This window comes from Faecalibacterium sp. 9 (genome assembly GCF_048320955.1).
Classification (GTDB): Bacteria; Bacillota; Clostridia; order Oscillospirales; family Ruminococcaceae; genus Faecalibacterium; species Faecalibacterium wellingii.
Genome location: NZ_JBLWGB010000001.1, coordinates 1,265,801 through 1,289,157 on the forward strand (window position 1 = coordinate 1,265,801; position 23,357 = coordinate 1,289,157).

The following is a 23,357-nucleotide window of genomic DNA, read 5'->3' on the forward strand; positions in this document are numbered from 1 at the left end:
AGAACCGCTGCTACATGGAAGGCACCCCAACCATGCAACAGCGGTTTTTTTTACCGTTTTTTCCTCTGGCTGATAGGCGTTCCCATTTTCTTTGATTTTTTGAGAATCCGAATCAGCCAGCGAAATTCTTCGTCTGACAGATTTTTATAGTTGATACCGAGCTGCTTGCAGTAAAGGACAACCAGCTTTTCATCCCGGCTGCCCTTGAAATTTTCGACTGCTTCGAGATTTTCTTTCAATTCATCGGCAACGGTGGTCTGGGGCGCACTCTCACTGTCCTTTTTGTGGGCTTCCCGAATATCCCGGATAATCAGGTTGAGGTCATCCAGAACCATGTGACTGAAATACTCATCATCACTGATATGGGCGGCTTGCAGCACTTTCAAATGCGGGTCATCTTCGCCTGGGCGATACCGTTCAATGATTTCATGCCGGACGGTATCGACAAGTGCATTGAGGTTTTGAATCTGCATGGTAGCAATCCCGTCCACATAAATCTCAATGTCTGCAAGAAACTTGATGAAATCTTTATGTGTAGCAAGCTCACAGAGCAGACGGTTGTTAATCCGACCGCTTTTCAGCAGTGCCACCATCTCATCATTCAAATGCAGCTCCGTCAATGGTGTGTTGATCTGCTCCCTGTTCTCTGTCCGGCACAGTAGATAATCAACAGAGACCCCATAGAAGTCTGCCAGCGTGATAAGGTTGCCATGATTGATTTCCTTAAAATCCTCTTTTTCATAACTTCCAAGAGCTGATTTGGAAATGCCTGTCAGCTTTGATAGTTCTTCCAGATTTAAGCCTTTGTCCTTGCGGAGTTCCCAAAGGCGTTCCTGTATGCTTGTTGCTCCTTTCATGGGCGCACGCTCCTTTCCAATGGTTTCATTGCTGCCGCTTATCTGGATTATATCACACTTTCCGCAATCGTGGAAATTTCTGATTTTTACCCCTAATTCCTACTTTGTGGACATACGGCACAGGGCACAAAAATGTTCTATGATACAGGTAGTTCATCGATGGATTATTCCAATCGAATGACCAGCCTGTGTGGGATATGCTTCCCCGGCGATGTAGTGCCATGACTTTTGGCAGGGATGTGGAGGAACCCTGACCGAAACGAGCGTACCAAAGGGAGCGATACGCCGCTGTGAGATTCAGGGGAGGAACGACACCGGGGAGAACTGGCGAACTGACACCGAAATGATACCGAAACACGACAATCTGATAGGGGGATAGTCTACCCTATCGCTGATACTTCGGGAGATTTTAATCGGCTCTATGGCTGTAATTTTGCCGAAAATCGCCCCGAAACCATACACTAAAACGGGAGGAAACACAATATGCCGAGAATGAGCAAAAAGAGGAAGCATGAGCTTTCCTTTTACCTCAATGACCGGGGGCGTGTCACTTACAACGAATTATGCCGGAAATGCCAGCATGGGTGCAGGCAGAGCTTCCGGGCGGTTGTGATTGACTGCCCCCGTTATTTATCCAAACGAGCAAAGAAAAAGGAGGAACACACCGAATGAATTTTGAATTTATGACGATAGACACACCATTGCCGCCCTGTATGCCCTTTCCCAGAGCGTTGACAGGATTTCCAGTCAGCAGCACCGCAAAGGTCATGTACTGCCGGATGCTGGACGCTATGCTCTCCAAAGGTCAGGAGGACGAGAACGGAATCCTGTTTGTCTGCTTCCCTGTCACAGCCATTGCCGCAGTCCTGTCCCGCAGTCCCATGACGGTCAAGCGTTCTCTGAATGAACTGGAAACCGCCGGACTTATCATGCGGGTGCGTCAGGGCGTTGGAGAACCAAACAGGATTTATGTGCTGATACCGGGAAAGGAGGACGCTGCCCTTGCCTGATACCTCAAAGCTGGAAAAGCTCAACCGGGAGTTGGAGAAAAGCGAAAAGAAACTGCGGAAAGCCATCAATGATGAAAAGGCATTGCAGCACCAGTTAAAGCAGCTTACCCGAAAGGAACGGACGCACCGGCTCTGTACTCGTGGCGGTATGCTGGAAAGTTTTCTGCAAGAGCCGGAACGCCTGACAGATGATGATGTCATGCTGTTGTTGAAACTCATTTTTCACAGGCAGGACACGCAGGAACTATTGAAAAAACTGCTGGAACGGGAGAAGCCGGAAACCCCTTAGTTTACTAAGGGCGCAATTATACACCACCCAGAGGTTGGTGCATTGCGTTCTCCGAAGGCTCCTCGCCGGAGGGCTGTGATTTTCCGCAGTCATGGTCTGCTCCAAATCATACAGGGGACGCTACACTTCCCCTGCGCTGGCTGCCGCCAGCTACCCTTTTGTGGACTTGCCATCTGGGGACACCTTGCGTTGCAAGCTGTTCCCAGCCGACAAGTTTCATAAAATATGCTATCTTTTCGATAGGCAATGAAGTATAATGAAGTCAGCAATAAATCAGGAATTTGAGGTCAAGGCTTAAACGGGAGGTTTATATGAAAAAATACCAATGTCCTTGCTGCGGATATTTTACCTATAATGTTCCGGCAAATGAAGATTGTGGGTATATCTGTCCCGTTTGTTTTTGGGAGAATGACCCGTTCATTGCTTCTGATAACGAACCAAGCGACTCTAATCATGGAATAACACTAAAAGAAGCGAAATCCAATTTCTCAAAATTTGGTGCTTGTGAAAAAGAAATGTTATGTTATGTCCGACCACCGAGAGATGATGAAAAGAAAATTTCATAGCAACAATGTCGAAGTTATGGAGGGAATAAAAGTGAAGGACACTGCTAAGAGAGCAATAGTTACAGTTATTGTGTTTGTTATAATTTATGTTTTATCTGGTCCAATTATCGGATATACAAACTACGATATGTATTTGAAAGGAATTGAATTTTTATCAGCGGTAATCGGAGCAGGATGTTACTGGATAGGAAGCAATAAAAAATAGTTCTTGAATTTGACAAAGGAGTTGGAAGTATGAAAAGAATAGGTACAGCATTGACTATCGTGTTCATCATCGCTGGATTTGCAATTTCCTTTTTTATTGGACACTATGTGAGCGACAAGTCACATACAGAAAGTCGAGCAGCACAATTTGATAAATATATTTCTCGTGCGATTGATACAATCAAAGATAAAGGTCTGTCCATTGATGGCGCCCCAGAAGCGATAGCCAGCAATATTTGGGTGGCACACGAATTTTGTGATAGCCCTGAAATTTCCGCAGAACTCAGCAATCTGTGGAATACCATTGTATATGAAAAAGATGTGCTTCTCGGTCAAGAAGATGTGTTGACTGCTCAACTGAAAGATATTTTGGAAAAATGTCAATAGTCTTTGCAAATTTTCTATTTATCATTCACTCATCGGGTCAACTTGTCCCGAACTTTTACAACTAAATACCCGCCGCCCACACAGCGGCACATCGAGCAGGAAATCTGAAAAAAGGTCTCCTGCTTTTTTTCTGCCCAAAATGAGGTGGTAAAACGCCACCCCATCCACCAATTAGCGAAAGAAGGAACACGAAATGCCCTGTCCACACAACGAAATCACGATTGTGCAGCGCAGCCAGCGGCAGTCTGCTGTTGCCGCCGCTGCTTACCAGAGCGGCGAAAAGCTGTTCTGTGAATACGACCAGCAAGTGAAGCACTACCCGGAAAAGCGTGGTATCGTCCACAATGAAATCCTGCTCCCGGCAAATGCCCCACAGGAATATGCAGACCGCAATACTTTGTGGAACGCCGCCGAAGCGGTGGAAAAACAATGGAACTCCCAGCTTGCAAGGCGGTGGGTGCTTACCATCCCCAGAGAGATACCGCCCGACCAGTATGCTGTCCTTGTCCGGGAGTTTTGTGAGCAGCAGTTTGTTTCCAAAGGCATGATTGCTGATTTTGCAATCCATGACCCCCATCCGCCGGGACACAATCCCCACGCCCATGTCATGCTCACTATGAGGGCAATGGACGAACATGGAAAATGGCTTCCCAAGAGCCGCAAGGTTTATGACCTTGACGAAAACGGGGAACGGATAAAACTTCCGTCCGGCAGATGGAAAAGCCACAAGGAGGATACGGTGGATTGGAACGACCAGAAGTATTGCGAAATCTGGCGGCATGAATGGGAGGTCATCCAGAACCGCTATCTGGAAGCCAATGACCGCCCAGAGCGTGTGGACTTGCGTTCCTATGCCAGACAGGGGCTTGATATTATCCCTACTGTCCATGAGGGAGCTGCTGTCCGGCAGATGGAAAAGCGGGGTATCCAGACGAACATCGGCAACCTGAACCGGGAAATCAGAGCCGCCAACCGCCTGATGAAGTCCATCCGGCAGCTTATCCAAAACCTCAAAGGCTGGATTACCGAGCTGGGAGAAAAACGGAAAGAACTGCTTGCACAAAAGGCGGCGGAGGAAGCGACACTTCTTCCCAATCTACTGATGAAATATATCCTCACCACCGACAAGCACGTCTGGCTGATCCAAGCACTGCTTTACACATGGAAAAACCTCGGCTGGAACGCCATCATCTACTTCGCCGCCATCACCGGTCTGGATCAGGAAGTGAACGAAGCGGCCATGATCGACGGCGCAAACCGCTGGCAGCGTATCCGCTACATCACCATTCCGCTGCTGATGCCCACCTTCTTCGTTCTGCTCATTATGAGCATCGGCAACTTCCTGAACTCCGGCATCGACCAGTTCCTCGCTTTCAGCAACGCTCTGAATAAGGAATACATCGAAGTGCTTGACCTTTACGTCTACAACCTCGGTATCGGCAGTGGTCAGATTTCGTTCTCGGTCGCCGTTGGTGTCATGAAATCCATCATTGCACTGATCCTGTTCGGTCTGGCCAACACCGCATCCAAGAAGATCCGCGGCACCAGCGTATTCTAAAGAGAGGAGGAAGCATCCTGTGACTGCAACAAAAATCGCACCCCGGCAGAAAAGCCACCACATCAAGATGAGCCGGGAGGATAAGATCTACAACATCGTCGGCATCATCCTGTTCACCATCATCACGCTGCTGTGCGTGTATCCGTTCTACTACCTTATGATCTGCACCATCAGCGACCAGAAGCTGGTTGACCTGAACCAGATCATCCTGCTGCCCAAGGGCATCAACTTTGAAAACTACGTTGAAATTTTTAAGGTGCAGAATCTGGGCAATGCGGCCTTCATCTCGGTGGCGCGTACCGTGATCACCACGGCACTCAGCCTTGTGCTGACCAGCTACATGGCCTACTTCTTCACCAAGCAGAATATGTGGAAGCGCAAGTTCTGGTATCGCTTCACCGTCATTACTATGTACTTCTCCGCAGGCATGATCCCCATCTACCTGAACAACCGGATGCTGGGCCTTGTCAATAGCTTCTGGGTCTACGTCATTCCGTCCTGCCTGTCCGTGTACAACATGGTTCTGGTCAAGACGAACATCGAAGCCATGAGTCCGGAACTGGAAGAATCCGCTTATCTGGATGGTGCCGGTTATCTGACCCGCTTCTTCAAAATCGTGATGCCGCTGCAGACCCCCATCCTTGCCACCATTTCGCTGTTCACCGCCGTGAACCAGTGGAATGACTTCTTCACCACCAAGCTGTACATCACCAACACGAAGCTCTATACCTTGCAGTATCTGCTGTACGAACTGCTCCAGCAGGTCACCGCAGCCGCCGAGCAGATCGCCGGTGAGAACCCCTATGCGACCATCACCCCCACCGGTATCCGCCTGACCCTGACTGCTGTGGTCGTCATCCCCATCATCTGCGTCTATCCCTTCGTCCAGAAGTTCTATGTCAAGGGCCTGATGGTCGGTGCCGTCAAGGGCTGAGAGCCTTTCTTTTGAACTCAAAATTGTGTATTATATGATAATCAAAATTGTGTATTATATGATAAAAGGAGAACAAGACCATGAAAAAGATGATTTCCCGTCGTAATTTCCTCAAGGCTTGTGCAATCGCCGGTTCTGCAGCCGCCCTGACCGCCTGTGGCGGCGGCTCCTCCAGCAGCACTGCCGCTGGCAGCACCGCTGGTTCCGGTTCCGCTGCTTCTTCCAGCGGTCCGCAGACCATCACCTTCTATCCCCGCGATGCAAACGTATCCAGCGGCCTGATTAGCGGCTTCAAGGGCGATTACTTCGCAGAGCATGGCTTCAATCTGGAGGTCTGGGCTTACTCGGATGAAAAGACCAACGCAATCCTCGCCAGCGGCGACCTGCCGGATGTGATGTTCATCCCGGAAAAGAGCCTGGATATCATGATTCAGGGCGGTATGCTGCTGAATCTGGACGACTATCTGGACAAGATGCCGCATCTGAAGGCTTTCACCGAAGTTGAGCCTGCTCTGAACTACGTCCGTGAGTTCAAGAGCGCAGGTACCGGCAGCGTCTACGGCATCCCCACCAGTATCGGCGACAGCTACGTCAAGTATAAGTGGCTGGACTCCACCGAGCGCAACGCAGTCCGTGTGCATTGGGATACCTATGAAAAGATCGGCGCACCGGCGATCAACAGCTTTGAAGACCTGATCGATGTCATGGAGCAGATGCAGAAGGCTCGCCCCACGGCTGATGATGGCACTGCCTGCTACGGCACGGTGCTGAACAACGGCTCTGACTCCAACTTCTGGGCCTGCATGACCATGTGGTACCGCTGGCAGGGCTATCTCGAAAACCAGCTTGCCTACCTGCTGGAAGCCGATATGGTCAACGGCGAATATCACTCCATTCTGGACAAGGACAGCCTGTACTATAAGGGTCTGAAGTGGTATCACGAGGTCTACAAGCGCGGCCTGATCGACCCCGACAGCATCAACAATGACCGTCCCACCCAGAAAGTCAAGGTCGATGGCGGCTATGCACAGGTTCCTTCCGGCTATCTGCCGGGCTGGGCACCCACCTATCTGGAATACCATATTCCCGGTGTCAAGAGCTACTACAGCGCAAACTCCACCTACGGCGATCCTCGCTACATGATCGGCATCAGCGCAAAGACCAAGAATCTGGACGCCTGCCTCGCTTACCTTGATGTTCTGGCTGATCCCGAAGCTTTCCTGATCCTGACGCAGGGTCCTGATGGTGAATACTGGGCAAGTGATGACAAGGGCAATGCTGCTTTGACCGACCGTGCAAAGGAGTGGCTGAACTCCGGTCACAACGACTTTACCGGCTTTGAGATGTCCACCGGCGAAACGCTGGAACTGTGGAACACTCCCTTTATCGTGATGAACGGTACCCTGACCCAGTATGGCGATGGAGAGGGCGGCTACCGCTGCGCTTCTACGCTGGGCTGGAGCGATGTCAATGAGATCAGTGCTCAGAGCGAAAACTTCCAGAAGTGGCAGAAGACCACTGGCCACGAGAACTGGAAGGAGTGGCTGGGCAGCGATTACTGCGAGAAAAGCCCCCTGAAGAACGTATCCAGCTTTACCAGCCTGCCGGATGACAATATGCAGCTGATGATCGATGCCATCAAGGATAAGGTCACCACCGCAAGCTGGAAGATGGTCTATGCTTCTTCCGACAGCGAGTTCGATGCCCTGTGGGATCAGATGGTCGCCGACTGCAACGGTCTGGATGCCAACAGCATCATCGAGTGGCGTCTGGCTGACCTCGAAAATGCAAAGACGATCCGCGACTCTCTGTAAAAATCATAGCGGACGCAAGCTCCGGTCTGCATGATATCCTGCTGACGGAGTTGAGATCTGGATAACACAGAAGCCGTGTTCCGCAACCTTTTGCGGGACACGGTTTCTTCTTTTATGAAGCAAATGATATGACACAGAATAAAACACCTGCGCATCAGACAGATATGACCCATGGCTCTATCCTCGGCTGCACCCTGCGCTTTGCTCTGCCGATTTGCGCTGGCAGTGTCCTTCAGCAGATGTACAGCACCGTAGATACGCTGGTCATCGGCAATTATTGCGATTCCTCTGCACTGGCAGCGGTTTCCACCAGTTCGCAGCCGCTGGAAATTCTTTTGTGTGTCTTTCTCGGTATTGGTTCTGGCATTTCAATCCTTGTTTCGCAGGCTTGCGGTGCGTCCGATCAGGATGCGCTGAAAAAGCTGCTCAAAGCATCCGTGTTCTTCCTCTACGCAGCAGCGATTCCACTTACGGTGTTGGGGCTTGTATTGGGGCCGGTTCTCTTGAATCTGATGCAGGTTCCGCCGGATGCTATGCCTTATGCAGTGCAGTATCTGCGCATTGTTGCCATCGGTATTCTTGGCAACATGGGTTACAATTTCAATGCAGGCATCCTGCGAGGGCTTGGCAACAGCAATTCTTCTCTGGTGCTTCTGCTGGTATCCTGTGTGGTCAACATTGCGCTGGATCTGCTCTTTGTAGCGAAGTTTGGCATGGGTGTCTACGGTGCTGCATGGGCGACCGTGATTGCACTGGCACTCTCATGGCTGTGCAGCATCTGGTATATCCGCCGCTATGCACCGGAGCTGGAATTTCCACTGTTGCCCCATCGATTCGATGGGAAAACGCTGCGGAAGATGATACAGATCGGCCTCCCACTTGGAATGAACACGGCACTCTATTCCACCGGACACCTGATTTTGCAGATTCTGTTCAATCTTCAGGGTTCGACTTTTGTTGCAGGCTGCTCGGTGGCCGGAAAAGTCACCAGCCTTGCCAACCTTGCCATTGCATCGCTCTCCTCAACAATGACGGTATTTTCCGGTCAGAACCTTGGTGCAGGAAATTATCGCCGACTGTGCCGCAGCGCATGGCTGATTCCGTTGAGCGCGGGAGCCATCACATTATCTGCTGGAATCCTCGTTACAATTTTCTGCAACCCGCTCCTCGCACTCTTCACACACGATACCGCAGTTCTTGCGTTTGCAACGCGCTACATCCATATCGTTCTTCCGTTCACATGGATGTATGCGATCATGAACGTCATCATGTGCTTTGCCAATGGCATTGGAGAGATCAAGTATCCGACCATCGTAAATCTTTTCATCCTGTGGGGTGTACGGATACCGGTCGCATATCTGCTTTCACGGCTTGGCTATGGCGGCTATGCAATGGCCAGTGTACCGCTGAGTTTTCTGGCTGGTATGATCCTGATGCTGTTTTATTTTCGTACAAAGCGATGGGCCAAACTTTGCGCCCTTGCAAAAAATGAACCATAGGAGGTTCGTATGGAGTTACTCACACTGCTTTCCAAACCCTCGCGCGAATTTACCCCGATCCCGTTCTGGTTTCTGAATGGCAACCTGATCCATGACGAGATCCGCCGCCAGTTGAATGATTTCAACGCACACGGCGTATCCGGCGTGGTGCTGCATCCCCGCATCGGCCTTGCAAAACGCATCAAATACCTTTCCAAAGAATACTTTTCCTACATCCGCACGGCGGTCAAGGAAGCTGCTGCGCTGAACATGACGGTCGTTCTGTACGATGAGGGAATGTACCCGTCCGGCTCCGCAAACGGCATGGTCACTGCGGGCCGACCCGATTTGGTCAGTCAGGGCATCACGCTGGTGAGCGAGAGCAAGCCGGGAGATGAAGTCCTTGCACAGACACCGCAGGGCGTTCTGGTGGTGCGCAAGAGCGGCGGCACCATCCGCGGCATCCACTGGGGCGAAGACGATGGCGAACCGAACGCCCCGGAAAGTGCCGACATCCTGAACCCGGAGGTCGTGCAGCGGTTCATCGGCTTGACCCACGATGCCTACTACCGTGAACTGAAAGAATACTTCGGGAATACCATCATCGGCTTCTTCACCGATGAACCCAGTATTCTGGGGCGGAACGTGGGGAATATGTTCCCTTGGACAAAGGGCTTTGCCCAGCTTTTCACCGAAGCAGGCGGCAAGCTGGAAAACCTGACCGCACTGTTCGAGAAAACCGAAAATGCCGACACCCGGCTCTATCATCAGATGATCCTTGACCGGGAGGGCGGCGTTTACTATGCGGCTCTTTCCGGCTGGTGCGAGCAGCACGGCATCTGCCTGATGGGACACCCCCACCAGAGCGATGATATTGAGGTGGAAAAATACTTCGGCATCCCCGGTCAGGACTTGTGCCTGCGCTGGATCGCACCGGAAAAGGACTGCCTTGTGGGGCTGGATTCCACGCTGGGTAAGTGCAGCGCGGATGCGGCCCGCCTGATGAACCGCCGCCGCAATTCCAACGAGTGCTTTGGAGCCTGCAACAAGGACAACAATCCGTGGCAGCTCTCCGGCGGGGACATCAAGTGGTACACGGACTGGCTGGCCGTGCGCGGTGTCAACCTGTTCATCCCTCATGCGTTCTATTACAGCATCACCGGCAAGCGGAAAGATGAGCGCCCGCCCGATGTCGGCCCCAACAGCAACTGGTGGAAGCACTATAAGCTGTGGTCTACCTATCTGCGGCGGCTGTCCTGCCTGATGACGGACACGACCGCTCTCCTGCCGGTGGCGGTGCTGTGCCGCAACCGCGCATTGGAACCGGATGCCGTTCGTCCGCTCTATGAGCAGCAGGTCGGTTTCCAGTATCTGCCGGAAAGCGTCTGGAGGGATTGCCGGGTGCAGGACGGAAAACTGCATTGCCGCGGCATGGAGTTCTCGGCGGTGATCGACCCGGAACAGCGGTTCCCCGATGCGCCCGCGCTCCCCAAAGACCTCTCGCCCCTTGCAGACCTTCAGTGCAGCCCGGCGGCTCCGCAGCTGCGCAGTGCGCACTTCCTGCGCGCAGGCAGTGAGTGCTGGTTCCTTGTGAACGAGGGCAACACCGACCTTCACACCACCATCACGCTGCCCACTACCAAAAAAGTCGGGCAGTATGACCTCTGGGCAGGGAAAGCAGCCCGTGCGCAGGCAAAGGATTTTGCGTTGAACCTGCCCAGCCGCAGCAGCCTGCTGCTGTTCACCTGCGAGGAGGCGGACTTTGCCGCTCTGCCGGAACAGCCGAAACCACTGCTGCTCCCTGTGCCGGAGTTTACCCTGAAAAAAGCCGATGGCATTCAGGTCAAAAAGACCTACGTTGCCGAGGTGGAATACAGCGCAGAACAGGCAAACGACGATTATCCGCTGATGGAACTGGATGCCGAGGAGATGGCCGAACTCTGGGTCAACGGAAAATTTGCCGGAGTTTCGTTCTGGAATAAGCACCGGTTCGATTTGAAGGGCCTGCTCCATCCGGGCAGCAATGCGTTCAAGCTGGTCGTGACAGGTAGTCTGGCAAACCGCTATGGCAAACGCGCCGTTCCCTACGGCTTACAGGAGGCTTCTGTATGAGTTTGAAAAATATCTATACCTGTTTTCCCGGCGGCAAGCACAAGGCCCTGACTTTCAGCTTTGACGATGGCCGCGTGGAAGACCGCCGCCTTGTGGAACTGTTCAACCAGTACGGCATGAAGGGAACCTTTAATCTGAACTCCGGTCTGCACAATGCAGAGCGCATCCCGGTCAGCGAATATAAGGAACTGTATCGTGGGCATGAGGTGGCCTGCCACACCGTGCTGCATCCCACCATTGCACGCTCTCCGCTGGATCAGGTGGCCCAGCAGGTTCTGGAAGATCGCCGTGCATTGGAAGAACTGGTCGAGACCCCAGTGCGCGGTCTTGCTTATCCAAACGGCAGTTACACCCATAAAATCATGGAACTGCTGCCGGCACTGGGCATCCGCTATGCGCGTACTGTGCGCAGTACGCAGGGGTTTGCCATCCCGGAAGATTTTACCGAGTGGGATCCGACCTGTCATTTCCGGCGTGGGATGCTGGAACTGGGCCAGAAGTTCCTGACCATGCACAAGACCCAGTATCTGTACCTGATGTACGTCTGGGGTCACAGTTATGAACTGCCCGAACAGGATGGCTGGGCACAGATGGAGCAGTTCTGCCAGATGATGAGCCATCAGGACGACATCTGGTACGCTACTAACATCGAAATTGTAGATGCGCTGGAAGATGCTGCCCGGCTCCAGTTTACCGTAGACGGTGATCTATGCTATAATCCCAATGCTGCATCCTGCTGGGTCAGCGTGGGAGGAAAAATCTACGAACTTCCCGGTGGAACGACAACACGATTTGAGTGAGGAACACACCCATGAAACATGAACTTGAATTTTTCCCGGACGGAACCCCAATCGACGATTGGTTCTATGAGATCGAAACCCCGGAACTTTCTGCGCTGGGCAAGCAGTACCCGCTAACGGATTACGGCATCCTGCCGGATGGCCAGCTGCATACAAAGGAGATTCAGTCCGTCATTGACTTTGCAGCCAAGGAGGGCGGCGGTGTTCTGGTAGTTCCGGCTGGTGTTTACCACACGGGTGCGCTGCACTTCAAACAGGGCGTGAATCTGTATGTAGCACAGGGCGGCACCCTGATGGGCAGTGATGACATTGCCGATTATGACCTCTGCGAAACACGCATGGAAGGACAGAACTGTATCTACTTCTCGGCCCTCATCAACGCCGATGGCGTGGATGGCTTTACCATCAGCGGCCCCGGCACCATCGACGGCAACGGCCTGCGCTCTTGGCGGGCGTTCTGGCTGCGCCGCAAGTGGAACCCCAAATGCACGAACAAGGACGAGCAGCGTCCGCGGCTCGTGTTCATCTCCAACAGCAAAAATGTGACCTTTGCCAATATCACCCTGCAAAATTCGCACTTCTGGACGAGCCATCTCTACCGCTGCGACCATGTGAAGTACCTGAACTGCCGCATTCTTTCACCGGCGCACCCGGTTCCGGCTCCCAGCACCGATGCCATCGACATTGATGTCTGCACCGATGTTCTGGTCAAGAACTGCTATCTGGAAGTGAACGATGATTCGGTCGTGCTGAAGGGCGGCAGAGGCCCGTGGGCCGATACTGCACCCGAAAACGGCATCAATGAGCGGATTTTGGTGGAGGACTGCCACTATGGTTTCTGCCATGGCTGTCTGACCTGCGGTTCGGAGTCCATGCACGATCGCAACGTCCTGATTCGCCGCTTGAAAGTAGACCACGCCTGCAATCTGCTCTGGCTGAAAATGCGCCCGGATACCCCACAGCATTACGAGTACATTACGATGAAGCAGGTGGATGCCGTTGTGGAGAGTTTTGTCAACATCAATCCGTGGACGCAGTTCTATGATCTGGAAGACCGCAAGGACATTCCGCTTTCCTATGCAGATCACATCACCGTGGAGGACTGCCGCTGTGAGTGCCGCGAATACTTCAACGTAAAACCGGAACCGACACAGTATCAACTCTCGGACTTCACATTCCGGAATCTGGACATTCGCGCAAAAGAAAATTCCTTTGACCCGACCGCAGTGAACGGTATGGTCTGCGAAAACTGCAACATCACCCCTCTGGATACCGCACCGGACATCAATTACATTCCCCCCGTACCGCATACGATCGAGGAGGCATAAAATTATGAATAAGAAAAGACTCGTGGCCTGCCTGCTTACGGCCAGCATACTCGTTTCTTCTGCATGGAACGTCTGTGCAGTCGGCCCGGATACCGCAGCAGCCGGACAGGTCATAAGCTATAGCGCACTGCCGTATCCAACCTATGTGTACAATCCCACGACCTTGGAACTTCCATTTGGTGAAGCATTGCCAGAACAATTTCCCACAGAAGTGACCGCTGTGATGAACGATGGCTCGATTGGAACGGTAACCGTTGGCAAATGGACCGCGATTCGTGAATTTAACGCAGCAGAAGAAGGCATCTATGTTTACGGTGCCAATGTTGTTCCGGTCGAGGGAAAATATCAGGTACTGGAAGATTCTCTGACACCCAATGAAAACCCTACTGACCCCAGCGAACAGCGGACGGACTACACCTATGATGTGTATTATCGTATCGGCTACTTTAAGACGGGCAGCAGCTATAATGCGTATGCACGTTCTATGGAAAATCTGGATCGCGGCGTGTATGCGGTGAAGTCCGATGATGGTGTGTTCATTTCTTGGAGAATCCTTGCAACAGAGTATGGTGAGGATATTTCCTTTGATGTGTACAGAAATGGCATCAAGATCAATTCCTCTCCGATCACAGACAGAACCAATTTTACCGATGCAAAAGGCAAAGCCGGCGATGTGTATGTAGTTGCAAAGATTCAGAACGGCCTACAGTATAACAGCGAGGCTGTTGCCGCTCTGGAAAACAATTATATGAGCATCCCTCTGCAAAAGCCGGAACCCCAGCCCACCAAAAACGGAGACCTTTCTTCGTATACGATCAATGATACCGGCGTGGGTGATGTGGATGGCGATGGACAGTATGAAATCATTGTAAAATGGTATCCGGACAATGCATTTGACTCTGGCAAGGCTGTGGCACCTTCCTCTCCGACCATCTTTGACATCTATGAGATGGACGGTACTCCGTTGTGGAGATTGAACATGGGTCTGGAAATGCCCTCTGGTGCCCACTTTAACCAGTTTATGCTTTACGATATGGATGAAGATGGCAAAGCAGAGCTGTTTATCAAGACCTCCGATGGTACGATCGCCTATAAGCCGAATAAAGCTGGCAAATTTGATATGACCGATGAGAGCACGATCGTTTCCTATGTGGGCGATAAGAGCGTGGTTCCCGGTACAAATATCAATGCAAACGGCCATGCAAGCCCTGACTCAAATGAATATGTGACGGTATTCAATGGGCAGACCGGTGAAATCATTGACAGCATCGACTACATCAATGTGACTGGCAATTACGATGACTGGGGCAAAGCAGGCGATGGCGGCAACCGCTCTGCACGTTACAATATTGCAATCGGCTATCTGCCCAAAGAAGCAGGCAGCACCGAAACGATTCCTGCTGTATTCTTTAACCGCGGCTACTATGCAAAAACTACGATTGCTGCCTACACGTTGAGAAATGGAAAGCTGCAGCTGGAGTGGAACTTTGTGGCCCTGACCGGTGAGGATGCCGCAGATAAGGGAAACCATAATGTATCGACCGGTGATCTGGATCAGGACGGTTTTGATGAGATCTGCATCGGCAATATGGCGGTTGACCATGACGGCTCGCTGCTCTGGGTCAAGAATGGCAAGGATGGACAGGATTTGGGAAGCCACGGCGATGCCATCCACCTTGCGGCAATGAATCCGAACAATCCTACGCAGCTCTATGTTTTCTCTCCCACAGAGGAGTACAAGGTGGCAACGGTAAATCAGGCTCTGAGCAATGCTGGAACCGGCCTGCGCTATGATGGTATCTGGACTTCGGCAAAGGATGTGGGCCGTGCAGTAGCGGCGAATATCACTCCGCTGCCCGGATACGAATACTGGGGTCAGGCAAACAACAGCGGTGTATACAACATTCTGAGTGGAATGGTCAATCCGAGCCGTGCAGGTCTGCCGGCAAACTGGGTCTTGTACTGGGACGGTGACCTGCTCAGCGAACTTGGTGATGGCGTTGAGAAAGAATCCTGCGATTTCGGCGTGTATAAATACAACTGGGAAAGTGGTGCGGTGGATACCATTGATGTGCTGGATGGCAAGACGAACAATTCCACCAAAAACAACCCCAGCCTGACAGCCGATATTCTGGGTGACTGGCGTGAAGAAGTCGTGCTTAGAAACGAGGACGACACCGAGCTTCGTATCTACATGACAACGACAGAAACGGACTACATGATCTATACGCTGATGCATGACCCTGTCTACAGAAATTGTGTGGCGAACCAGAACAGCGCATACAATCAGCCCCCTCACATCGGATTCTATCTTGGCGAAGATAACAAGGAACAAGTCTTGTCCATGAATTTGCCTATTGCAAATATTGTTTACACCACGGAATCCAAAGAGGTTGGAAAGTCCATCGGTACGCTGGACTATGCTGGTATCCTTGCCCTGAAGAAACAACAGGCTCTTGACACACTGAAGGGATTCTTCAGTTAAGTCTTTGAATCCAATGAAAATTCGGATATAGAGGACGCATTATGAAATCTGAAACTTTCACCATTTCCTTGGAAAAGGGCGCACAGGATTCCATCCCGTTTTATAGCCCCAGCCAGCTCTTCGGGTTTGTGGACGAAGCTGCCCATAACGCACAGCCAGAACTCAATATCTTTGAGTTGAACAGTGGATTCCATGTACCCTACTGGTACGCATCGGAAGAAATCACAAAAATCCAGCAGGACGAAAACGGCTGTTTTCTGGATTCGGATGCACTGGTGCAGTCTTTGTGGGAAAAGGATGGCGCAGTCCAGCCGCCGCAGCGATTTGTTCCGCTTTGCTTCAAGGCGGCTGTTCCTCGTGCCGGAAATTACCGCGTGAAACTCACGCTGACCGCCCGCGCGGAGGAAGAACAGCTTCTGATTTTCCACGGATGCCGCCATCTTGCGTGGAAAGGCTCCTTGCGGCAGGGCGCGGTGCTGTCCATCTGTTTCACGGTCAGTGTTTCGCCCATCATCCCCAATGGAAAAGACCGGCCCTTTGAAAAAAATGCTCTGGACATTGCGGTGGTCGGCCACTGCCCGGCACTGGATTTTCTGTCTGTTGTGCCCATCGAGGTCCCCACAGTCTACCTTGCCGGAGATTCCACGATGGCGGACTACGGTGCAGAATATCCCTACCACCCGGCGGCGTGCTACGGCGGCTGGGGACAGGCGCTGGACTTGTATCTGGATGGGAGTGTGGCCGTGTGCAACCACGCGCACAACGGACGCTCCACCGAAACATTCCGCAACGAGGGTCATTTTGACCTCATCCAGAAGCAGCTGCGCCCCGGCGATTTTGTGGTGATCCAGTTCGGCCACAACGACCAGAAGCATCCGCATTTGCAGGCATACAACGGCTACCCGGAAAATCTGCGCCGGTTCATTGCGGAGATTCGCGCAAAAAAAGCCCTGCCCATTCTTGCAACGCCGATCGCGCGCAATACATGGACAGAGCAAAACGGAAAACTCACCTATAACGATCTCCTGCACGACCATGCGCAGGCGTGTATCGCGCTAGGCAAAGAACTGAATGTCCCCGTGCTGGATCTACATCAGGCCGCCATGGAGGACATCATCCGGCTGGGCCGGGATGCTTCCAAAATCTACTATCATCAGGGGGATTGGACGCACACCAACGATTACGGCGCAGTCCGTGCCGCTGGATATGCGGCCGATGCTCTGCGTTCGCTGGGCGGTACGTTCCCGGAGTATCTGCCATTGATTCAGGCGGTGTCAGCATCCATCAAGCCGTGGAAGCCGGAAGCCGCACTGCTTCTGGAAAAGCCTGTGCGTCTGGCCGGGGTAAAAGGCCCCAATGGTACGGAAGAAGGAACTGCCGCACAAGACCATCAGGCTGAAAAGGATGGCGGCGATGCGCTGGCACGGCTGCTTGCGGCGGTGCAGAGTGCCCGTGGACAGGGCGGTTAACCTTGCTCCGGGTTTCCGGCACTTTTCAGTGCACTTTTGCGATACTGTAAAGGGCTTTGCCCGGTCGCCTTGGCAAACCGGGTGGAAAAGTTGCTGGCATCTCCAAAACCGACCTGCTGCGCGATCTCGGTTACGCTGTGGTCGGTGAGGACAAGCAGTTCCTTTGCCTGCGTGATGCGGAAGTTGACGAGATAGTTGTAGGGCGTTGTACCCATATACCGCCGGAACAGCCGCAGAAAATAGCTCTTGCTCATGTGGGCATCGGCCAGCAGGTCAGCAAGGGAAAGTTCTTTCTGGTAATTCTTGCGCAGGGTTTCCGCAGCCTGCAGAATGACCTGCCGTGCGCTGGTGGTCTCGGCCTCTGCAAGAATGGTCTGCGCGCACAGGGCAAGCATCCCGTGCAGAGTCAACCCGGTCTGCACCATGCTGTCCACGTTGCCGCGTTCCATCTGGCCCAGAATCGTTTCAAACAATTCCTGCATCTTGACCCCGGTGATCTGCACCGGGGTCAATTTTTTGCCCGGAAACAGCAGCGGCTCCATGGCCGCAACGCCCACACCGTCCAGATGCACCCAATAATGGTGCCAGCAGCTTTGCCCCGGTGCGGTGCAGTAGCTTTGCGGAGTACGGCAGTTGAGCAGCAATGCCTGCCCGGTGCTGAGGGTCACATGGTTCCCATCCTGCTCGATCAGTCCGGCTCCGCGCAAGGTGTAGAACAAAATGTAGCTTTCTTTGTCGGTGCGGGCAGTGGAAAAATGCTGCTGGGCATAGAACACTCCCGCTTCGGTGCAATAATAGGGCTGCGCTAGCTCTGCTTCGCTGGGCGTTGTGCGTTTCCAGATGCTTTCTGGGGTCACATCCATGTTATAAGTCAGCATTTTCCGATTCCTCTCTTTCTGTTTTTAGTATAGCGCACACGCCTTTTGGGGGCAAGAGTAGACTTTTCACAAAAAAGAGGATACTTTTTCGGATGGAATTTTCCGAACGCGGCCAGTATACTAATGAACAGAAAGTTTGTTATCTTTCTGCCAATCCAAACGATTGCAGCAAAAAGAGAAGTGTCAATTTGGAGGTTTTGTATTATGGCTGATCGTATTGTTCTGAACAGCATTTCTTACCATGGCCACGGTGCCATCGAGAACATTGTTCCCGAACTGACCGCTCGCGGCTACAAGAAGGCTTTCGTCTGCTCTGACCCCGACCTGATCAAGTTCGGTGTCACCAAGAAGGTCACCGACCTGCTGGACGCTGCCGGTTTCGCTTACAGCGTGTACAGCGAGATCAAGCCCAACCCCACCATCGCCAATGTGCAGGACGGCGTGGCTGCTTTCAAGGCAGCAGAAGCTGACTGCATTGTGACCATCGGCGGCGGCTCCTCCATGGACACCGCAAAGGCCATCGGCATCATCATCAACAACCCTGAGTTCGCCGATGTGCGTTCTCTGGAGGGCGTTGCTCCCACCAAGAAGCACGCTGTGTTCACCATCGCAGTACCCACCACTGCCGGCACCGCTGCCGAAGTTACCATCAACTACGTCATCACCGACGTGGAGAAAAAGCGCAAGTTCGTCTGCGTGGATACCAACGACATCCCGGAGATCGCAGTCGTTGACCCTGATATGATGTCCTCCATGCCCAAGGGCCTGACCGCCGCCACCGGTATGGATGCTCTGACCCACGCCATCGAGGGCTACATCACCAAGGGTCACTGCACCATTTCCGATATGTTCCATCTGGAAGCCATCAAGCTGATCAGCGAGAACCTGCGTGGTGCGGTGCAGAACACTCCGGAAGGCCGCGAGGGTATGGCTCTGGGCGAGTATATTGCCGGTATGGGCTTCTCCAATGTGGGTCTGGGCATTGTTCACTCCATGGCACACGGCCTGTCCGCTCTGTATGACACTCCCCACGGTGTGGCCTGCGCCATCCTGCTGCCGGTCGGTCTGGAGTACAACAAGACCGTCGCTGGCGAGCGTTACCGTGCAGTCGGCAAGGCTATGGGCGTGAAGGGTATCGACGAGATGAACGACGCACAGGCCGCTGATGCAACCATCGCTGCTGTCAAGAAACTGTCTGCTGATGTGGGCATCCCCACTAACCTGAATGGCATCCTGAAGGAAGAGGACATCCAGTTCCTCGCTGAGTCTGCTTATGCAGATGCCTGCCGCCCCGGTAACCCCCGCGACACCAGCGTGGAGGAGATCGTGGAGCTGTACAAGAGCCAGCTGTAAGATTCCGCATAACTGCTTTGCTTAAATTCCCCATTTCTTCTTCATTACCCCCATAACGCAAAAAAGCTGGAGCGTTCCTTCCATACGGAGCGTTCCGGCTTTTTTGTTTGCAGCAGATGCTTTTTCAAAATCATAGAGTAGACTTTTCACAAAGAATGTGTCACCTTTGCCGATGGAATCACGATGCCCGAACCCGTATACTTAGGTCAAAGAATCCACACAGGAGGCGCATTATGCAAAAGAAATATCTTGCCATCGACATTGGTGCATCCAGCGGACGGCACATTGTCGGATGGATGGAGAACGGCGTTCTCCGCACCGAGGAAGTGTACCGGTTCCCGAACAGTGTTCAGCGGGTGGACGGGCATCTGGAGTGGGACATCGACAGCCTGTTCGCCAACGTGAAGAACGGCATCCGGGAAGCCTTTGCAAAGTATCCGGCCATCGAGAGCCTTTCTATTGATACATGGGCGGTCGATTATGTGCTGCTGAAAAACGACCAGCCGATTTATCCGGTCTACGCCTACCGCGACAGCCGGACGCAGGCGGTCATTCCCGAAGTACACAGCATCCTGCCGTTTGAAACGCTCTATGCGCACACCGGTATCCAGTTCCAGCCTTTCAACAGCATTTATCAGCTGTACGCAGACAAAAAGGCCGGGCGGCTGGAGCAGGCCGAAGATTTCCTGATGATCCCGGAATATCTGCTCTGGAAGCTCTGCGGCGTGAAGGCCCGCGAGTACACCAATGCTACCTCCACCGGCCTTGTCAACGCACAGACCAAGGAGTATGACCCGGAAATTCTCAAAGCACTGGGTCTGCCGGAAACCATGTTCCCTAAGTTGACCGCTCCCGGCACGGTGCTGGGACCGCTGAAAGCGGACATTGCCGCCGAGGCGGGCGGACAGACCAATGTGGTGCTGTGCGCTACCCACGACACGGCCAGTGCCGTGGAGGGCATCCCGATGGAGCAGGGCGATGCACCGTTCCTGTCCTCCGGCACATGGAGCCTGCTGGGTGTCAAGCTGGCAAGCCCCGTTACTACGCCGGAAAGCTGCAAAGCCAACTTCACCAATGAGGGCGGTGTGGGGTACATCCGCTACCTGAAAAACATCATGGGCCTGTGGATCATCCAGTGTGTGCAGAAGCAGCTGGGCATCTCCTTTGCAGAGATGGTGGAACTGGCCAAGACCAGCACCTACACCCGCATTTTTGATGTGAACGAAGCCCGTTTCTCCGCGCCGCAGGACATGAGCGCAGAGATTCGCGCCGCTCTTGCTGAAACGGGTGACGCTCCTGCTACGGATGCAGACCTCATCAACAGCATCTATCACTCGCTGGCCTACTGCTATGGCGAAGCCTATCGTGAGATGGAGGAAGTCACCGGCCAGCACTGGGATAAACTGTACATCGCAGGCGGCGGTGCAAAGAACGCCACCCTGAACGAACTGACCGCCCATTATACCGGAAAACAGGTCGTGGCTCTGCCCATTGAGGCGACGGCCATCGGCAATTTGAAGATCCAGATGAACATTTGATAAGGAGGATTTCCCATGCTCGTTGAAACCAAAGCCCGTGTTGGCGTGTTCGCCATTGCTCTGGGAGCCTATCTGCCCCAGTTCCCGACCCTCGTACCCGAATTTGAGCAGCAGTACGCCGACTTCAAAAAGACCATCCCCGACAGCGTAGAAGTCGTTGATGGCGGCATCGTCACCACCAAGGAACTGTCCATGGCCGCAGGCGACAAGTTCCGCGCCGCTGACGTTGATCTGGTCATTTTGCAGCTGCTGACCTACGCTACTTCTTACAATATGCTGCCCGCTGTGCGTGACCTGAACGTGCCCGTGGTTCTCGTGAACGTCCAGAAGAAGAAAGCCCCGGACTACGCCAATACGGACACTCCCACTTGGCTGGGCGAGCTGTACGCCTGCGGTGCAGTCGGCGAGATGGTGGCCGACTTGGAGCGCGCTGGCAAGCGTCACGCCGTTATCACCGGCGTGGTCGAGGGCGGCGACCCGCAGGTGCAGGCTGAGATCGAGGACTGGTGCCGTGCCGCACAGGTGCGCCGCCGCTTCCGCGACACCAATCTGGCACAGATTGGTCGTCCGTATCCCGGCATGATGGACCTGTACATTGACGAAACCAACCTGTACAACCGGATGTTCCTCTACACCAAGCAGTTCGACTGGGAGAAGATGTGGGCCATCGCTGACAACATCACCGATGAAAACGCCATCCGCGCTAAGGCACAGGATATTCTGGACACTTTCGACATCGAGGGTGGCGGCACCATTGAAAAGGTCTGGGACATGGCAAAGTATGTCGTGGCCTTTGAGCAGTGGGTCAAGGATGAGAAGATCGCCTTCATCGCTTCCCACTATGACGGCTTTGCACAGGGCAAGGCCGGTGTGCTGGACAGTATGCTGATCCCGGCCTTCTCCATGCTCATCAAGCAGGGCGTGGCCTGCGCCGTGGAAGGCGACATTAAAGTTTCCATGGCCATGAGCATCCTCAAGACCATTGCAGGCTGCGGCCAGCTGAGCGAGATGTACTCCATCGACTTTGATGAGGACATCTGCATCATCGGTCATTCCGGTTCCGGTGACGCTGATATTTCCGAGAAGAAGCCCACCATGAAGATCGTGCCCGTGTTCCACGGCAAGACCGGCGGCGGCTACCTGACCCAGTTCTACCCCCACCTTGGCCCCGTGACCTATCTGGGCATCACGCAGGACAAGGACGGTCACTTCAAGTTCGTGGTGGCTGAGGGGGTCAACGAACCCGGCCCCATCTTCACCTTTGGCGACACCAATATGCGCACCCGCTTCACCTGCGGCGCACGGGAGTTCTGCAACCGCTGGAGCGAGGCTGGCCCCACCCACCACATGGCTGCGGCTTCTGGCCGTCACATCGACACCATTCTGAAAGTGGCAAAAATCTTTGATGTTCCTGTGGACATCATCACCCGATAATTGAGTTTGAAGAAGAAAAGAGAGGTATTTATCATGGGAATTCTGGATGTTGAGATCGTAAAAGGCTTTATGCGGATGTGCAACGATGGCTGGCTTCAGGGCTGGCACGAGCGCAACGGCGGCAACCTGACCTACCGCATGAAGGAAGAAGAAGTGGCCGAGTGCCGCCCCTTCTTCAATGCACAGCCCCGCGAGTGGGTGAACATGGGTGTGCAGGCCGACAATCTGGCTGGTGAGTATTTCATCACCACCGGTTCCGGCAAGTTCTTCCGCAATGTGGAATTGGACCCCGTCCACAGCATCGGTATCGTGGAGATCAACGACAAGGGCGACAGCTGGCGCATTGTCTGGGGTCTGGAAGATGGCGCAAAGCCCACCAGTGAATTCCCCAGCCACTTCATGAACCACAGCGTCCGCAAGGCAGCGACCAACGGTGCGAACCGTGTCATTTATCACTGCCATGCCACCAATGTCATTGCACTGACCTATATCCTGCCCCTGACCGACCGCGACTTCACCCGTGCCCTGTGGCAGAGTGCCACCGAGTGTCCGGTGGTGTTCCCGGAGGGCGTGGGTGTCTGCCCGTGGATGGTGCCCGGTGGTGCGGACATCGCCATGGCAACCAGTGAGCTGATGAAGACCTATCAGGCTGCAATCTGGGCACAGCACGGCCTGTTCGCTTCCGGCCCGGACTTCGACATCACCTTCGGTCTGGCTCACACCATTGAAAAGAGTGCCGAAATTTACGTTAAAGTCCTGAGCATGGGCGGCGGTCTGATTCGTCAGACCATCACGGACGACGACCTGCGCGCCATCGCCCGTGACTTCGGCGTGACCCTGAACGAGAACTTCCTCGACTAAGG

General features: G+C 53.4%; 21 protein-coding genes and 1 pseudogene. 20 read left to right on the top strand and 2 right to left on the bottom strand.

All coding sequences use genetic code 11. The annotated features are described in order from the left end of the window. Positions 1-50: 50 nt before the first annotated feature. A complete protein-coding gene (locus ACKXF9_RS06035; protein ID WP_009296084.1) occupies positions 51-857 on the bottom strand; it encodes a helix-turn-helix domain-containing protein in 807 nt (268 codons plus the stop codon). 483 nt (positions 858-1,340) lie between these two features. Between ACKXF9_RS06035 and ACKXF9_RS06040 the strand changes: the two genes are divergently transcribed. The 16 genes and pseudogenes from ACKXF9_RS06040 (at position 1,341) to ACKXF9_RS06115 (ending at position 17,291) form a co-directional block, all read left to right on the top strand. Beyond that, the gene (locus tag ACKXF9_RS06040) at positions 1,341-1,529 is read left to right on the top strand and encodes a hypothetical protein (RefSeq protein WP_005930722.1); all 189 of its coding nucleotides are present in this window, start codon (positions 1,341-1,343) and stop codon (positions 1,527-1,529) included. Beyond that, positions 1,526-1,867: a DeoR family transcriptional regulator gene (locus tag ACKXF9_RS06045; RefSeq protein WP_003020305.1), complete on the top strand. Its 342-nt coding sequence runs from the start codon at positions 1,526-1,528 to the stop codon at positions 1,865-1,867. The genes ACKXF9_RS06040 and ACKXF9_RS06045 overlap by 4 nt, the downstream gene beginning before the upstream one ends. Further along, positions 1,860-2,156, top strand: a complete 297-nt coding sequence (locus ACKXF9_RS06050) for a DUF3847 domain-containing protein (RefSeq protein ID WP_002594808.1) — start codon at positions 1,860-1,862, stop codon at positions 2,154-2,156. Before ACKXF9_RS06045 ends, ACKXF9_RS06050 begins: the two co-directional genes overlap by 8 nt. 311 nt (positions 2,157-2,467) lie before the next feature. After that, complete coding sequence (locus ACKXF9_RS06055; RefSeq protein WP_117541237.1) at positions 2,468-2,722, top strand: CPCC family cysteine-rich protein; 255 nt, start codon at positions 2,468-2,470, stop codon at positions 2,720-2,722. After that, positions 2,700-2,927 (top strand): hypothetical protein, encoded by a 228-nt coding sequence (locus ACKXF9_RS06060; RefSeq protein ID WP_418265577.1) that lies wholly within the window; start codon positions 2,700-2,702, stop codon positions 2,925-2,927. Before ACKXF9_RS06055 ends, ACKXF9_RS06060 begins: the two co-directional genes overlap by 23 nt. Positions 2,928-2,956: 29 nt before the next feature. Next, the gene (locus tag ACKXF9_RS06065) at positions 2,957-3,313 is read left to right on the top strand and encodes a hypothetical protein (protein WP_117541235.1); all 357 of its coding nucleotides are present in this window, start codon (positions 2,957-2,959) and stop codon (positions 3,311-3,313) included. A gap of 193 nt (positions 3,314-3,506) precedes the next feature. Then, positions 3,507-4,427, top strand: a pseudogene (mobQ, locus tag ACKXF9_RS06070) (MobQ family relaxase); the annotation flags it as partial. After that, the gene (locus ACKXF9_RS06075; protein ID WP_418265871.1) at positions 4,416-4,871 is read left to right on the top strand and encodes an ABC transporter permease subunit; all 456 of its coding nucleotides are present in this window, start codon (positions 4,416-4,418) and stop codon (positions 4,869-4,871) included. The pseudogene mobQ and the gene ACKXF9_RS06075, both read left to right, overlap by 12 nt. Before the next feature lie 19 nt (positions 4,872-4,890). Further along, complete coding sequence (locus ACKXF9_RS06080; RefSeq protein WP_418265578.1) at positions 4,891-5,805, top strand: carbohydrate ABC transporter permease; 915 nt, start codon at positions 4,891-4,893, stop codon at positions 5,803-5,805. An 80-nt stretch (positions 5,806-5,885) separates the two neighbouring features. Beyond that, positions 5,886-7,619 carry a twin-arginine translocation signal domain-containing protein gene (locus tag ACKXF9_RS06085; RefSeq protein ID WP_418265579.1) on the top strand — a complete coding sequence of 578 codons (1,734 nt, stop codon included), beginning with the start codon at positions 5,886-5,888 and terminating at the stop codon, positions 7,617-7,619. 164 nt (positions 7,620-7,783) lie between these two features. Next, on the top strand, positions 7,784-9,118 hold the full coding sequence (locus ACKXF9_RS06090) for an MATE family efflux transporter (protein ID WP_418265580.1): 1,335 nt from the start codon (positions 7,784-7,786) through the stop codon (positions 9,116-9,118). Positions 9,119-9,127: 9 nt separating this feature from the next. Continuing rightward, positions 9,128-11,209: a hypothetical protein gene (locus ACKXF9_RS06095; RefSeq protein ID WP_349187257.1), complete on the top strand. Its 2,082-nt coding sequence runs from the start codon at positions 9,128-9,130 to the stop codon at positions 11,207-11,209. Next, the gene (locus tag ACKXF9_RS06100; protein ID WP_120021052.1) at positions 11,206-12,009 is read left to right on the top strand and encodes a polysaccharide deacetylase family protein; all 804 of its coding nucleotides are present in this window, start codon (positions 11,206-11,208) and stop codon (positions 12,007-12,009) included. Before ACKXF9_RS06095 ends, ACKXF9_RS06100 begins: the two co-directional genes overlap by 4 nt. Before the next feature lie 11 nt (positions 12,010-12,020). Then, complete coding sequence (locus tag ACKXF9_RS06105) at positions 12,021-13,337, top strand: glycoside hydrolase family 28 protein (protein WP_120021051.1); 1,317 nt, start codon at positions 12,021-12,023, stop codon at positions 13,335-13,337. A gap of 4 nt (positions 13,338-13,341) precedes the next feature. Continuing rightward, a complete protein-coding gene (locus tag ACKXF9_RS06110) occupies positions 13,342-15,822 on the top strand; it encodes an Ig-like domain-containing protein (RefSeq protein WP_120021050.1) in 2,481 nt (826 codons plus the stop codon). A gap of 41 nt (positions 15,823-15,863) precedes the next feature. Next, entirely contained in the window at positions 15,864-17,291 is a 1,428-nt protein-coding gene (locus ACKXF9_RS06115; protein ID WP_120021049.1) for a rhamnogalacturonan acetylesterase, read from the top strand. Here the strand turns inward: ACKXF9_RS06115 and ACKXF9_RS06120 are convergent. Further along, positions 17,288-18,169: an AraC family transcriptional regulator gene (locus tag ACKXF9_RS06120; RefSeq protein WP_349186070.1), complete on the bottom strand. Its 882-nt coding sequence runs from the start codon at positions 18,167-18,169 to the stop codon at positions 17,288-17,290. The two genes, ACKXF9_RS06115 and ACKXF9_RS06120, sit on opposite strands and share 4 nt — an antisense overlap. A 204-nt stretch (positions 18,170-18,373) precedes the next feature. On the opposite strand from ACKXF9_RS06120, the gene fucO reads away from it, so the two are divergent. From fucO to rhaD, 4 genes are all read left to right on the top strand, one after another. Next, the gene (gene fucO / locus ACKXF9_RS06125) at positions 18,374-19,522 is read left to right on the top strand and encodes a lactaldehyde reductase (protein WP_120021047.1); all 1,149 of its coding nucleotides are present in this window, start codon (positions 18,374-18,376) and stop codon (positions 19,520-19,522) included. Between the two features lie 233 nt (positions 19,523-19,755). Beyond that, entirely contained in the window at positions 19,756-21,060 is a 1,305-nt protein-coding gene (locus tag ACKXF9_RS06130; RefSeq protein ID WP_120021046.1) for a rhamnulokinase, read from the top strand. Between the two features lie 15 nt (positions 21,061-21,075). Further along, positions 21,076-22,494, top strand: a complete 1,419-nt coding sequence (locus tag ACKXF9_RS06135; protein WP_418265581.1) for an arabinose isomerase — start codon at positions 21,076-21,078, stop codon at positions 22,492-22,494. Between the two features lie 33 nt (positions 22,495-22,527). Beyond that, positions 22,528-23,355, top strand: a complete 828-nt coding sequence (rhaD, locus tag ACKXF9_RS06140) for a rhamnulose-1-phosphate aldolase (protein WP_120021044.1) — start codon at positions 22,528-22,530, stop codon at positions 23,353-23,355. Positions 23,356-23,357: the final 2 nt, after the last annotated feature.